A 13,080-nucleotide genomic window follows, 5' to 3' on the forward strand; every position below is an offset into this window, starting at 1 on the left:
CGGGGCGGACCCACCAGCACCGCCAACGGGACGTTGCTCTGCAGCCATCACCACCACCTGATCCACAAGGAAGACTGGCACATCCAGGTCCGCAACCAGATCCCCTGGTTCATCCCGCCACCCCACACCGACCCACACCGGAAACCCCGCAGAAACCACTACTTCCAGATATGACCCCGAAATGGGCCGTGTCCTGCACCCACTGATCCTCCACAGGCGCTCTGCGGCGGCCCTGTCCACATAGCGCCGTTCCGGGCTGCTGCCGCAGGCTCGGACGTTCTAGGCTCGTGGATATGCCACGCAGGAACCGAGCCTCCCCCGCGGACGATGCTGCGAGTGCTGCTCGGCTCCGATTCGCTGTTCGTCTTGCACCACAGACGGACCACGAGGCTGTCGCGCAGCCGAGCCACGACAACAAATCGGAACCTTTGCTTCCATTGCAGACCTTGATGATATCCGGCTCGGGTGTGGCCGATTCGGGGGAGCCGTCAGGCACCGAAGACTTGTCCGAAGAGGCAGGATCTCCATCGCGGCTACGGTGGCGCACACCATGGCGCGTAGCCCTGTTGTTGGCTTTGCCTTGTTTGTTGCTGGTGGTTTGGTTCTTCTGGCAGTCCTGGTCCGGGCAGCCGACGATTGAGCCGCTCGTCCGAAGTTCACATGCGGGAGGAACTCCAGAAGCGGGTACGAGAAGTAGAACAGGCGGTGTCAACGAGGCTCCGGAACCTCACGATGGAGCCCAGCTACTTACAATCCACGTTGCCGGTGCGGTGAAGAATCCCGGGATTGTCAGAGTGCCCTCCGGTGCGCGGGTATTTGATGCGATCTCCGCTGCTGGTGGTGCGGATGCAGGAGCCCAGCTGGACAGCCTCAACCTTGCCGCCTTGGTGGAGGACTCGGCGAAGATCCACGTTCCGCGGATGGGGGAGGCGGCTCCGTCACAGCTTGTGGGGCCAGTTGGCAGTACTCCGACAGCCGGTAGCACAGGAGCCGGGACTTCTGCCGGCGGCAAAGTCAATCTCAACACCGCAACCGTTGAAGAACTCGATACCTTGCCGAAGGTCGGCCCCATCCTGGCCAAGCGCATCGTCGAATGGCGGCAGCAACACGGCCCGTTCGCTTCCGTGGAGGACCTCGATGCAGTGGATGGTGTTGGCCCCAAGATGATGGAGTCCCTTCTGCCATTGGTGACGGTTTAAGGTGCGTGGAGTCAAGGTGGGCCCGGGCCGCGTAGACCTTCGATTGGTCCCGTCTGCTATCCTCACGTGGGCTGTTTCCGTTGCGGCCGCCTATCTACCTGCGCTGTGGACGGGAGTTGTGTGCGTGGCTTTGGTCGTCGCCGCGTGTCTTCTTTTCACAGTTCGGGCCGTGGCCCCTCGAAGCCTGAGGACGTTTCCCGCTACCTTGGCAGTCGCTTGCTTGTTCGGAGCGTCCGTGGCCGCCCACGCCGCAGCGGAAGCCGTTCCGCGCCAGGACGGTCCGGTTGCCGACGCTGCCGCGGCGCGCGACTCGGTTGTCATCCACGTGTTGATCGTGGGTGATCCTCGCGAACTAGGCACGGACTCACGTGGATCGGGACGGTGGGCCGTACCCGCCGAAGTAATCGATATTGCGTCCGACGGCATGCTCACCCGTTCCCGCACGCGAATTCTGCTGACCGGAGGCGAAGGCTGGGACCAGGTAGTCACGGGACAGGAGGTAAGAACCGCCGGAAAGCTAAAGCAGGCAAAACCGGGACAAATCGAGGCCGGTGTTCTTGCGGCCGCGACCCCTCCCATGCGGCCGGACTCACGGCACAAGCCGGACACACAGAACAAGCCGGAGGCACACGGCAACATTTCCCAAGGTCCAGCGCAGCTGAAAATACAATTCGCCTCGGCCGCCGAGTGGTTGAGGGGCGACGCCGCCGGACTCCTGCCTGGAATGGTCACGGGCGACACCACCGGCGTGGACGAAAGCCTGGAAGAGGCGATGAAGACCACCAGCACCACCCACCTCACTGCGGTCAGCGGCGCAAATTGCAGCCTTATTCTTGGGGGTCTGGTGCTCCTCGCCAGGAGCTTCAGGCTTGCCAGGGGAGTCGCGGCAATCATGGCCCTTGGTGGCTTGGCGGCCTTTGTCATGATGGTGGGGCCGGACGCGAGCGTCCTGAGGGCGGCGGTCATGGGTGCTATCGGCCTCACCGCGCTGAGTGGCGGCCGGCGGGGGCGGAGCCTGGGTTTTCTCTGCCTGGCCGTGACTGGCCTGCTCATCCTGGATCCTTCACTTGGTATAAGCATCGGATTTCTCTTGTCGGTCCTCGCCACCCTGGGAATTGTCCTGTTGGCGCGGCCCATCGCTTCCTGGGCGCCAGCGTGGGTCCCGTCGTCGCTGGCTTCCGCCGTTGCCGTCCCCTTGGCCGCGCAGCTTCTGTGCAGCCCGGTGATCGTGGCCTTGCAGCCGCAGTTCTCCAGCTACGCACTGCTGACTAATATCGCAGTTGCTCCGTTTGTCGCACCCGTGACGATCCTGGGAACCATTGCAGTTCCCCTCGTTCCGCTGCTTCCTTGGCTTTCGCTTGTTCCCATCGCCGCTGCCGGGGCCAGCGCGGAAACGGTGGCGGGAATCGCCAGGTTCTTCGCAGGACTTCCGGGAGCGGCAATGCCGTGGCCGGAAGGTCCCACGGGAATCGCGACCATGGTCCTATGGTCCGTTGTCACCATCCTGATGGTGTGGCTGATCCTGCATCCAACGTGGGCGGGCTCGGCCGTACTGTCGTTGCACCGCCGGCTGGTGCTCCTCATGGCCGCCGGAGAGTCGGCCATCCGCCGCCGCTGGACCGCGGGCCGTCCGGGGGCCCGGTAGTCGGGAAAGTACCGATTGACCGATTCTGTTTATGGGCGGCGATTCCAGGCGCGAAGGGGTGCACGGCTGAAGCCTGCTCGTTCCGGGATCTGCGTGACGATTTCGCGGTTCTCGGCTGGGAGGTCATCGGTTGTTCTGTGCAGAACACGGCCTACCAATCCGAGGCAGCATCTCGCCTACATCTGCCCTACCCCATAGTGAGCGATCAGGACTTCGCGCTCCGAGGGACTCTCGGTTTGAGCACCTTCGAATTCGAGGGAGACGAGCTCTACCGTCGGATCACGTTGTTGGTTGATGGCGGGATCGTAGTTGCCGTCATCGAGCCGGGCCAAGACCCGGGCAGCCACGTCGAGGACGTCCTCAAAGTGGTTCGACAGATTGGGAGCGGTGCGTGACGCGAATTCTCGTTGTCGGAGGGACCCCGGCCTCGGCAGCAAGGGTCATAGAACGGGGATTCGAGCTGTTCGTGGTCGCACGAGCACAAGGACGCCGGTCCGCTGAAGACTTCGATCTCCCTGGAGATGACGAATCCACCGTCCTCGAACGCGTACGCAATGCTCATGAGCAGTCCGCGTGGCCCACGTCGGGGAGGCCTCGATGCCGCTCATCGCACTGGCGCGGGTGGAGATCTTCTCGGCGAAGATCTTTTCGCGCGGGATGCCGTGCGCGGCGAGGGCATCGAGCTGGGACTGGAGTTCCTGGGTCAGGTGGGAGCAGAGGGCGTTAGCTTTGCGGTTTGGCCGTGTCTCGCAGGGGCGTTTGTTTGCCTTTTGTACCGCCTTTATTCGTTGCTCCGGCTTGTGCCTCATGTCAGGTTTGTCCCGTGTTCCTGCATTCCTTCAGTTCCGTTGGATGGGAAGGCTGGGGGCTTTCCAACAGACCGCTGATCCGGGATGCCATGCCCGTCCTCATCGACGATGATTTCTGCATCGAAGATGCTGATGGCCCGCGGCCGACGGGGGCGATGCACCGCTGGCTTCGAGAGTTCCCGGTCAGCGGGCGCCGCCGCCGAAGTCATGGCTTACCTGCGCACAGGCCCTCAAGGCCTGGACGGAGTTCCTTGATGACCGCGGTGTTCCGGGACTGGGCGTTCAGCTCGTGGCGTGCGGACTAGAAAGTGAAATATACGCGACTATAGCTTGGCAACGAGTGTCCAAGGCCCATTTTACCGGCCCGGAATGTCTTGGTCGTCTGGGAACGAAACGACAGGAAGGTAGCGGTTCCGGCCCACTCGTCTAATCAACCCGGGCCGAACGAACTCTTCAAGGAGGTCCAAGAGTTCTGCGCGGCTGAGATTCGCGGATACATTTTCGGTATAGGCATTCCAGAGTTTGATTGATCCAGGCATGTCTCTGAGATCCGCGGCGGTCTCCGGGGCGAGTTTGTCGTGCAAGGACAACAGGTGTGCCACGTCGTGTCGGTTGAGACCAGGAGTGCGCCCGGTGTTATTCCGGTGGTTGAGTTTGATGAAGACGTCCTCAAGAGTCGGTTCTGTCCGATTTTCCGGGTACCGACAGCCGGCGCATACCCAGGGGTTCCGGGCCGAGCGCCGGTCAGCCGGCAGTTTGAAGAGCCGATCGCCTGGAACCGTTTGTGAACCGCAGATCGGGCAGACTCCGGAGTATTTCGCGACGATACCGACCCGCTCGATGAAAGGGCTGCGTTCCTTTGAGCCTTGCGCGGCCGGGGGAAGTGTTCCCGCCGACCGGAGGGCGGCGATCTTTTCTTGTGTCTGCTGGTAGCGATCCTCGTTACCAGGGTGTGGGACGGGCAACCACGCAATGCCCTTCTGGTAGGCGAGGCGTGAGGCAATGTCTTCGGCGGACTTGATGAAGTAGCGCTTCCTTTGTTTCCCGGGTTCTGTGATGTGGAACAAGGCTTTGTGATTCTCTTGGTCATACTCCCAGGTCCATTCCAGGGACCCTTGCGCTGCCAGTTCATCGAGGAAATCTCCCAAGTGCATTTGGCGGTGGATGTGATAGGGCTTCTTTAAGGCCATAGGAGTGCTTTCTGTTCAGAGGACCGGGCACAGATCCGGGAGTGCTCGGCAGGAAGTCGGCGTTGGTCAAGATGAAATCTACGGCCACCGTTGGGTCTTCCGTCGTAGCCGGCCTGCGGTGAGCTCAACGAGAGACGAACCCGAGGGAAGTGCCGGGAGACCTCGCCGAACCCTGGGCGTCAGCGTAGTTTGAATACCCGGATCGTGCCGACCGCGAGTGCCAAGATCACGGCGGCTATGCCGAGGCTGGTCGCCACTATGGGGATGGTGTCGGCGATGGTGAGTCCTCCGGACTCCGCGATTGCAGTGGAGCCGAGGTTGAGCGCGCGTGTGTTGATTGCCTGCGGGAGCATGTAGCCGAGTGGGCGAAGTGCGGTGGAGGTGACGGCGGCGACTCCGATGACGCAGCCCAGCAGACACAGTGCGATCGGGGCAGCGAAAGACTTCACGAGCATGGACAGCAGGGACTGAGCCGCGATGAGGGGAAGCGCTGCGACGATTGCGATAACACCGACCAGCGCGAACTGCCATGGGAAAGCGCCGTCGAGGTGAAGCACGAACAGCCCTGAGACTGCTGTGCCGCTGACGAGAACAACCTGCATCACGGCGACAGGCACGAGGATCACGGTGAGTTTGGCCAGCACGAGTCGGAGGGGCCGAGCGGTGGTAGTGAGCAGGAGGTTCCAATTCGTACCGCGGTGTTCGATGCGCCAGACTGTGGCTGCAAGCAAGCTGACTCCCATCGAATAGAACAGCAGTCCGTAGAACAGGACGACCTGGGAGGTGAACGAAGCCCAGCCGGCATCTAGGGCCTCCGTGTTGTTGGCGAGATTGATGGTTCCGGTGACAACGGCGAGCAGGGGCAGGACGAGGGCGATGATCCAGGTGCTGGATCGCCTGAGCTTGATCAGTTCTGCGTGGAACACGTGTATTACCTTTCGGCGCAGTCGAGGCGTCGTGTGGCCAGAATAAAGGCGGCCCCGACGAGGACGAGGAACCCGAGGATCCAGCCGTAGGGTGCGGTCACGTAGCTCACCCCACCGTCCGACTGGCCGGCATGGGAAATAACGGCGTAGTAGCCCCAGGGGATCAACCTGCTGGCGGCCGAGGGGATGAGAAGTGAGAATACAGCCAGGAACGCACCGAGCATGCCGACGCCGACACTGATCAGTTGGTTCTCCACACTCGCGGCGAGCCAGATGTGTAGCGCACAGAAGGCAGCGTCGACCAGGAACAGCAGCGTGGTGTAGGCCATCCAGGGGCCTGGGTCGAGCGGGACGGTGATGCCTGCGAGCATGCCGGCGCCCAGGACTAGCAGCGTCTGCAGCCCGATCGCAGGCATCAGCAGCAGGGCCAGTGCTGCGAGTTTCGCCCTGCAGAGCGCGCCTGGCGAGTGTCCGGCGGCGGCGGCGAGAGTCCAGCCTGCACCTGAGTGCTCGATGTCGGTCTGTCTGCTGGCGAGTACCGAGGCGAGGATCGGAGAGGTCATTGCCGCCATCATGGTGTAGCTGAGCAGCAGCGCCGCCCAAGGACGTCCTGCTGCATCACTAAGCGTCTCGCGCGTGCCATCTGAGAACAGGGAAGCCGAGCTGAGGGAGGCCACGGCCGCGACGAGCACGAGCAGGAGCGGGATCGTACGGAGCCTGCGCATCTTCCGGAATTCCAGAAGCACGAAGCAGGTCACAACAGGCCCCCGCGGCCGGTGAGGTCCATGAACACGTCTTCCAGGCTCTGCTGGACGCGGCGGACCCCGTGGATGGGCACATCCGCTCTCGCCAGGCGTTTGACCAGATGGGCTGTCTGCTCCTTTTCGATCCCGCCGAGCCGGATGCCCTCGGGCACTGGTATTGCGCCGTCGACGAGGCCGATCGCGGCGACGGGATCGGTGGTTTCGATGATCAGGTCGGGGATGGACTCGTTGAACAGCTGCTCGCGAGTGCCCTGGAAGATCATCCTGCCGTTGGCGAGGATGCCCAGTACCGTGGCCATCTTGTCGATTTCGTCGAGCAGGTGGCTGGAGACCATCACGGTAATGCCCTGGCCCGCAAGGTCGATGAGCAGAGTGCGGATCTCCTCGATGCCGGCCGGGTCCAGTCCGTTTGTCGGCTCGTCGAGCACGAGCAGCGCGGGGTCGCGGGCGAGTGCCATCGCAATGCCGAGGCGCTGTTTCATCCCAAGGGAGTAGTTCCTCACGAGCTTGTCCTTGTGCTCGGTCAGACGCACAGTGGACAGGGCTCGGTCGGTCTGTGCGTCGACCAGATCCAGCATGTCCCGGACGATCCGCATGTTCTCAGCACCCGTGAGATGCCCATAGCCCGGCGGAGCCTCGATCATGGAGCCAATGGAGGGTAGCATCTCCCTTCGCGAGGCAGGCGTGAGCGGCTGTCCGAACAGATCGATCTCGCCCTTTGTCGGCTGAGTGAGGCCGAGGAGCATCTTCATGGTCGTGGACTTCCCCGATCCGTTGGGGCCAAGGAATCCGTAGACGGCACCTTGCGGCACGACCAGGTCAAGCCCATCAACAGCCGTGTGTTGCTTGAAGCGTTTGGTCAGGTCCCTTGTCGCGATGACACTATTCATCGAAGTCTCGTTTCAGGCAGCAGAAACATGATTCTCATCATCCCCTTGCGACTCAGAATGCGGATCGTCCCGTGGAGTGAACTTCTGCTCCTACCTTCGCAGGAGGAAGCGGGAGTGCTCGGTCAGGCGCCGGGGACTCTGCCATTGGCCTCGCCGCGGGAGCGCCGGTCCGCCAGCCCTTGCCTGTGGGCCCAGATCACCAGTTGGACGCGGCCACGGACGTCGAGCTTGGCCAGGATATTTCCGACGTGGGTCTTGACGGTGACCTCGGCGATGCAGAGCTCCCGGGCGATCTCGGGATTGGAAGCGCCGGAGACGACGTGTTCGAACACGACCATTTCTCGGTTGGTAAGACCGCTCAGGGCAAAGGAATTGGGCGGCGGTGCAGCCGGGCCGTCGGTGAGCCTGTCGATCAGGCGACGGGTGGTGCTGACCGAGGCGGTGAACGTGCCGCTGTGTGCGGAACGGATGGCGTCGACGAGTTGGTCGGCGGTGCTGTCCTTCAGGATGAATCCGATCGCTCCGGCCTTGAGGATGCGGATGGCGTAGGTGTCGGCGTCGTAGGTGGTCAGCCCGAGAATACGAGTGCCCGGGCTGACTGCGTCTGAGATGATGGTCCGTGTTGCCTCGATTCCGTCGAGCACAGGCATTCGGATGTCCATGAGCACCACGTCGGGATGCAGCTCGCGGGCCCGGGTGATCGCCTCTTTGCCTTCCGCAGCGACTCCGACCGTTGTCATGTCCGGCTGTGAGTTCACAATCCGGGTGAACCCGTCGCGGAGGAGCGACTGGTCGTCGACGATGAGAACGGTGATCGAGCGAGGGGAGCCGTTCACGGTTGGCTGTTCCTGGACGTCAGTGGCCAAGCTGTAGCCACCGTGAAGTCATGGCCGGCGGCAATCTGTGCCCGTCCTCCGTGGAGCTCGCAGCGCCGACGGATGCCTCCGAGGCCGCGATGTTCTTCCAAGGGCTCGTGCCGTGCGGACTCGTCCAGAGGATTAACGATGGAGACCGTCAGCTCCTCCGCCGTCCAGGCCAGATTCAGCCGTGCGGTGCTCGCGGCTCCGTGACGAAGTGCGTTCGTCAGCGATTCCTGGATGACCCGGTAGACGGCAAGGCTCATTCCAGGGGTGAGGGAGGATACGTTCCCCGTTTGCGTCAGATCGACTTTCAGACCAACCGGCGCGAAACTCGCGATGAGGTCCTCGAGTTCCTCGATGCCGGGGGTCTGATGCGTGTCTGGCCCCGCATCCGGGGAGAGCAGGCCGCGGACTTCCTGGAGAGCTGCGCGGCTGGTGGATGAGATATTGGCGAACAGCGCCGCCATTTCCCGGTTCGGGGCTATGACTCGGCCACTTTCCGCCTGCACGACCACGCCGGTGAGCGTGTGCGCAAGGACGTCATGCATGTCATCACTGATGCGCTCTCGCTCTTCGAACACGGCGAGCCGCGAACGAACCTCGGCGTCGCGCTCAACGAGGATGCGACGCTGCTCCAGGTCGCGAAGCGCACCCACCTTGCGCCGTTCGAGAAGGCCGACAGCCCACGCGGCGATGACGCTGACCGAGACCAGAGCTGCCGGCAGCACGATTGAAAGAAGATCGCGTGCGTCCTGAGCGCTAGACACAAGCACGGCAACGAAGACTGCGCCAAGGAGCAGCCCTGCGCTGCGCAGTCTCTCCGACGCGTGCACTGCAACTGAGTAAACGGCTACCAAAAGAATGAGATCACCGGGCAGCAGCAGCCCTGTGTCAACCACGAAGTGAGCGACGGAGATCGCCGTCGCAAGGACTGCGAACACCACTGGCGCGGACCTTCGCAGAACGAGGAATACAGCCATCGCAGATGACCAGAGCCAGTCCGGCTGGCCTATAAACCCCATCCCCGCACACACGAAAACGCCGCAGCCGGCGACGAGTGCATCGGTGCGCCGCCATGTCCCCCCAAGTTGTGACATGGGTTCATTCTAATGGCGCGCGATCGCGCTGCGGGCAGATGCCGCCCCTGGCTGCGAGACCTCCTTCCAAGGTTCCAATACCAGCAGTGGAGCCACCTGCACTCATGGTGGGAGGGCCACGGCAAAGATCCCCAGGAAGCATGATGTGGGCCCCAACTCGCGTTCCTAGGCTGAGAGCATCTCGAGGATCTCGGATCGAAGGACGAAGGAATCAAACAGAAGCCTTCATTCGACGAGAGGAATCCTTCCCCTGACCCCCGCACAACGTGCGACCGCCCACGATTCGCAGAAAGGAGGAAAGAACATGACCAACACCCTTGAACAGCAGGAACTCGGAGCAATCGTCAGCCCGCAGTGGGACGTCGATGCCCGCGCGACTGACGGCAGTACTCCGTCGCTGCAGGCGCAGATCGACTCTGAGTTCGAACGGATCGTGAGCCCCTACATGGCCAGCAGCGGCTGGATCTGTACGCTCACCATCGAATGCGGCACGTTCATCTGCGCGTGCCGATAGCGCCTCTTCGACGGACGGTTCAGGTTTCGATGCCTGAGCCGTCCGTTGTTGTCTACAAGAAAGGCTGGTTCCCCGATGCTCTCCCGGAACGATATGGTTTCGCTGGCCCAGGCAAGTTCCCTCCACGAACGCATTCCCCATGGCCATCGACGTTCAGATCACGGTCCCGTAGCAGTCAACGACTGGCGAAGCCGGGCCCTGATCGAGCCAGAGGCGTTCGGGTGCTACCTGGATGAACACTCGCTGGACGCGGAAGACCTGGGGGATCTCCTCTCAGGTGTGCCTTGGACTCCACAGCGCGGAGCGTTGGGTTGGCTCGCCGACGTCCATGGATGGCTCCTGCCTCCGGGGTCGGCCGCCCGAACCTACGTGCCCGGAGACGGAGGGCTCGTCGTCGAAGGGACCTCCTGGGAGGACTTCCCGTTCCGGGGCTGCTGTTCGATGTCGTCGGCGCGCAGGGCGAGCATCTTGACCGCTAGCCTTGGCTTGGCGATATCGCGCGGACAAGCCTTCTCGACGGGCTGGCCGGGCAGCTCGCGACACTATCGCTGCGCTGCCTGCTCTCCGAGCTCGCCCGAGATTCCTCCGCAGGTGCCTATGACCGGCTGAATACGACGCTCTCAGAGCCAAGCTCACGCATGGGCTTTTACGCGAAGTACCCTGTCTTGGCGCGCGATCTCACCGTCTGCATCGCGAACTGGCGGACGCAGGTCGAGCGGGTTCTCGGACGGCTCATCGACGACGAGGAAGCACTGTCCGCCAGTGGACTGCTACAGCACGGCGCCGGCTCTCTGCAGGGAGCGGACCTCGGCTCGGGCGACAGCCACGATGGAGGCCAGTCCGTGGCAGTCCTCCGATTCGCGCACGGTCAAAGGCTGGTCTACAAGTCCCGCGACTGCGGCGTCTTCGCCGTCTACCGCGGGGTTGTCGATGTCCTCAACGAAGCGCTCCCCGTGGGTGCGCGCCTTTTTGCTCCGTCGGCACTGGTCCGGGACAGGTACGGCTGGGTCGAGTTCATCGATCATGATCCCTCGGGTGCACTGGACCGGAGGACATATCTGCGTCGGCTCGGCTCATTACTGGCCGTCGCCCACATCCTCGGCGCATCCGACCTGCACTTTGAGAACGTCATCGCCTCGGCCCGTGGACCGGTGCCGATAGACCTCGAAACACTCGTCCAGAACCGGAGCCACACGGCCGCCAGCGCGGTCGCAGCGCAGAAGGCGATCCAGCGTTTAAATGCGTCGGTGCTGGGAGCCGGAATCCTCCCGGTCCAGCTCACAGCCGGAGAAGGCACCAGCATCGACGTCAGCGTCGCAACAGGCGGGCTCCAGCAAACAACCAAGTACGCGACCGCCCACCAGGTCCTCGACCCCTTCACTGTTGCTGACCGAGATGAGGCAGCCCGGCCGGCTCCACAGCGGCATCGATCGCGACCACCTCCTGCGCAGCCTCTGGACGCGAATCAACGATCATCCCGGCGATGCGACCCTCATCGGCGCCGAGGAAGAATCGCTCTGGCAGCTCGACATCCCCCTCTTCACTGCCCGCATGAATCAGCGCGGCCTGTTCGCTGGTGGGAGCGAACTGGTCCCGGACTACTTCGAGAAAACCACGATCCAAGATGTCGCCGAGCGGCTGAACGCTCTGAACCCCGAGCTCATGCGCGAGTCTCTCCGCCTGATTGACGAGTCGATCCTCGCCGCCGCACCGCAAACCACCACACCTGACACGCCACGGGAACAGAGCGCAGCCCACTTTGCACAAGACGAGACCGGGATCCCCGCCCTTGCCCGCGAGCAGGCCGGAGTTCTGGTCGATTCAGCGATACTGGGCGACCGCGACGCAACATGGATCAGCGTCTGCAGCAGCAGTGACAGCAGCGGGCTCGAGTATCGACCTATCGGCCCGACGCTCTACGACGGGCTCGCTGGAATCTGCTTCGCCACAACGTATGCCCACAGTCTCGTCCCCGATCTCGGCCTCGACGACCTCGCGCACCGAACGGCACACGCCGTCGCATCGATCCTCGACGACTGGGCCGACGGAAAGGTGACGCTGCCCATCGGCGCATACAGCGGCGCCGCGGGCCTTCTTTACGCGATCTCCCATTACGACGCGATCCTGGGCGGGAACCGCTACGAGGATCTCCGAACCAGCGCGATCATGCAGATGGAGACGGTAGTCGGCGATGACAGCTACTTCGACATCATGGCCGGGGCCGCCGGCGCATGCGCGGTGATCTCGGCGATGCCCGAAGCCGGCACCCCACAAGGCCGCAAGACCCTGCAAACCATCGCATCCCATCTGATCGACCACAGCGTCGTCATCGACGACGGCCAGCTGGCGTGGGAGACCGGGACAGCCAAAGCAAAGCTTGGCGGCTTCTCCCACGGAGCAACCGGGATCGGCTGGGCCCTGGCCCGAACGGCCGCGGCACTTGGCGACGACCGCATCGCCGGCGTCGCCACGAAAGCACTGCACTTCGACGACACAATGTTCGGTCCAGCCAAGCAGCGATGGCTTGACGCCCGGCCCGAGTCGCTCGCCTTGGGCGAGATGTACCCGACACATTGGTGCCACGGCACTTCGGGCATCGCGATGGCGCGTGCCTCCGCGGCCGCGCTCCTCGGCACACCAGAACTTTTGGACCTCGCAATCATCGGCGCCCGGGAGACGACCCGAGATGAGCTTCCACTGGACGACTCACTGTGCCACGGCAGCCTCGGCAACCTGCTCGCTGCACAATCGATCGCAGCACACACAGGAGCCGACATCGGCCTCGACGATTTCCGGAACCGGGCGATCACCCGCATCCACGGCTCGCAGCCGCGCAGCGGGCTCCCGCGCGGAATCACCACAGTCAGAGGACTCATGCTCGGAACGGCCGGCTCACTATATGCCTTATGCCACGCCCTGAACCCTGGCATCCCGAACGTCCTCCTTCTCGATGGGCTTACCAAGACGCCGGACAGTGCTTCCGGTGGGAGGCTCCTCGCCAGCAGCACACCGACATGAGGCTTTGGATTGCGGTAAGCTCCGGCCCCGGCAACGCTACGCGATCTGATCCGTGTCTGCACCGTATGGGTTTCGGCAGTTGCGTCAGTGCGAGACACGCATTGGCATTTCCCCATAACCTGAAAGCCCCTGCCTGGATGTATGAGCGAATTCATAGCGCCAGAAGGA

At 63.1% G+C, this 13,080-nt stretch carries 12 protein-coding genes and 1 pseudogene; 7 read left to right on the top strand and 6 right to left on the bottom strand.

The window, feature by feature from the left end:
• The 4 genes from AB4Z38_RS09995 to AB4Z38_RS10010 form a co-directional block, all read left to right on the top strand.
• Positions 1 to 174: HNH endonuclease (locus tag AB4Z38_RS09995; RefSeq protein WP_441429665.1), on the top strand; the 174-nt coding region annotated here is incomplete at its 5' end.
• Between the two features lie 275 nt (positions 175 to 449).
• Positions 450 to 1,199 (top strand): helix-hairpin-helix domain-containing protein, encoded by a 750-nt coding sequence (locus tag AB4Z38_RS10000; RefSeq protein ID WP_441429567.1) that lies wholly within the window; start codon positions 450 to 452, stop codon positions 1,197 to 1,199.
• Positions 1,200 to 1,434: 235 nt separating this feature from the next.
• A complete protein-coding gene (locus tag AB4Z38_RS10005) occupies positions 1,435 to 2,844 on the top strand; it encodes a ComEC/Rec2 family competence protein (protein WP_441429568.1) in 1,410 nt (469 codons plus the stop codon).
• Positions 2,733 to 3,239 (top strand): peroxiredoxin, encoded by a 507-nt coding sequence (locus tag AB4Z38_RS10010; RefSeq protein ID WP_441429569.1) that lies wholly within the window; start codon positions 2,733 to 2,735, stop codon positions 3,237 to 3,239. Before AB4Z38_RS10005 ends, AB4Z38_RS10010 begins: the two co-directional genes overlap by 112 nt.
• A gap of 770 nt (positions 3,240 to 4,009) precedes the next feature.
• Here the strand turns inward: AB4Z38_RS10010 and AB4Z38_RS10015 are convergent.
• From AB4Z38_RS10015 to AB4Z38_RS10040, 6 genes are all read right to left on the bottom strand, one after another.
• Entirely contained in the window at positions 4,010 to 4,843 is an 834-nt protein-coding gene (locus AB4Z38_RS10015; protein WP_441429570.1) for a hypothetical protein, read from the bottom strand.
• 179 nt (positions 4,844 to 5,022) lie between these two features.
• The gene (locus AB4Z38_RS10020) at positions 5,023 to 5,769 is read right to left on the bottom strand and encodes an ABC transporter permease (protein WP_441429571.1); all 747 of its coding nucleotides are present in this window, start codon (positions 5,767 to 5,769) and stop codon (positions 5,023 to 5,025) included.
• 5 nt (positions 5,770 to 5,774) lie between these two features.
• Positions 5,775 to 6,527, bottom strand: coding sequence for an ABC transporter permease (locus tag AB4Z38_RS10025; protein WP_441429572.1), 753 nt, complete (start codon positions 6,525 to 6,527; stop codon positions 5,775 to 5,777).
• Positions 6,524 to 7,423, bottom strand: a complete 900-nt coding sequence (locus tag AB4Z38_RS10030) for an ABC transporter ATP-binding protein (RefSeq protein WP_441429573.1) — start codon at positions 7,421 to 7,423, stop codon at positions 6,524 to 6,526. The genes AB4Z38_RS10025 and AB4Z38_RS10030 overlap by 4 nt, the downstream gene beginning before the upstream one ends.
• 122 nt (positions 7,424 to 7,545) lie before the next feature.
• Complete coding sequence (locus AB4Z38_RS10035; protein WP_441429574.1) at positions 7,546 to 8,259, bottom strand: response regulator; 714 nt, start codon at positions 8,257 to 8,259, stop codon at positions 7,546 to 7,548.
• On the bottom strand, positions 8,256 to 9,380 hold the full coding sequence (locus AB4Z38_RS10040) for a sensor histidine kinase (protein WP_441429575.1): 1,125 nt from the start codon (positions 9,378 to 9,380) through the stop codon (positions 8,256 to 8,258). The genes AB4Z38_RS10035 and AB4Z38_RS10040 overlap by 4 nt, the downstream gene beginning before the upstream one ends.
• 304 nt (positions 9,381 to 9,684) lie before the next feature.
• Between AB4Z38_RS10040 and AB4Z38_RS10045 the strand changes: the two genes are divergently transcribed.
• The 3 genes and pseudogenes from AB4Z38_RS10045 (at position 9,685) to lanM (ending at position 12,912) form a co-directional block, all read left to right on the top strand.
• Complete coding sequence (locus AB4Z38_RS10045; RefSeq protein WP_441415656.1) at positions 9,685 to 9,894, top strand: hypothetical protein; 210 nt, start codon at positions 9,685 to 9,687, stop codon at positions 9,892 to 9,894.
• 638 nt (positions 9,895 to 10,532) lie between these two features.
• A pseudogene (locus AB4Z38_RS10050) lies at positions 10,533 to 11,186 on the top strand (DUF4135 domain-containing protein); the annotation flags it as partial.
• Positions 11,134 to 12,912, top strand: coding sequence for a type 2 lanthipeptide synthetase LanM (gene lanM, locus AB4Z38_RS10055; RefSeq protein WP_441429576.1), 1,779 nt, complete (start codon positions 11,134 to 11,136; stop codon positions 12,910 to 12,912). The pseudogene AB4Z38_RS10050 and the gene lanM, both read left to right, overlap by 53 nt.
• Positions 12,913 to 13,080: the final 168 nt, after the last annotated feature.

It is taken from the genome of Arthrobacter sp. 2RAF6, assembly GCF_052115205.1.
Taxonomy (GTDB): Bacteria; Actinomycetota; Actinomycetes; order Actinomycetales; family Micrococcaceae; genus Arthrobacter.

Excerpts from the sequence above, each read along its gene's own strand:
- AB4Z38_RS10015 (WP_441429570.1), bottom strand. The coding sequence starts at position 4,843 with ATGGCCTTAAAGAAGCCCTATCACATCCACCGCCAAATGCACTTGGGA.
- AB4Z38_RS10000 (WP_441429567.1), top strand. The coding sequence starts at position 450 with ATGATATCCGGCTCGGGTGTGGCCGATTCGGGGGAGCCGTCAGGCACC.
- AB4Z38_RS10040 (WP_441429575.1), bottom strand. The coding sequence starts at position 9,380 with ATGTCACAACTTGGGGGGACATGGCGGCGCACCGATGCACTCGTCGCC.
- AB4Z38_RS10045 (WP_441415656.1), top strand. The coding sequence starts at position 9,685 with ATGACCAACACCCTTGAACAGCAGGAACTCGGAGCAATCGTCAGCCCG.
- AB4Z38_RS10030 (WP_441429573.1), bottom strand. The coding sequence starts at position 7,423 with ATGAATAGTGTCATCGCGACAAGGGACCTGACCAAACGCTTCAAGCAA.
- lanM (WP_441429576.1), top strand. The coding sequence starts at position 11,134 with ATGCGTCGGTGCTGGGAGCCGGAATCCTCCCGGTCCAGCTCACAGCCG.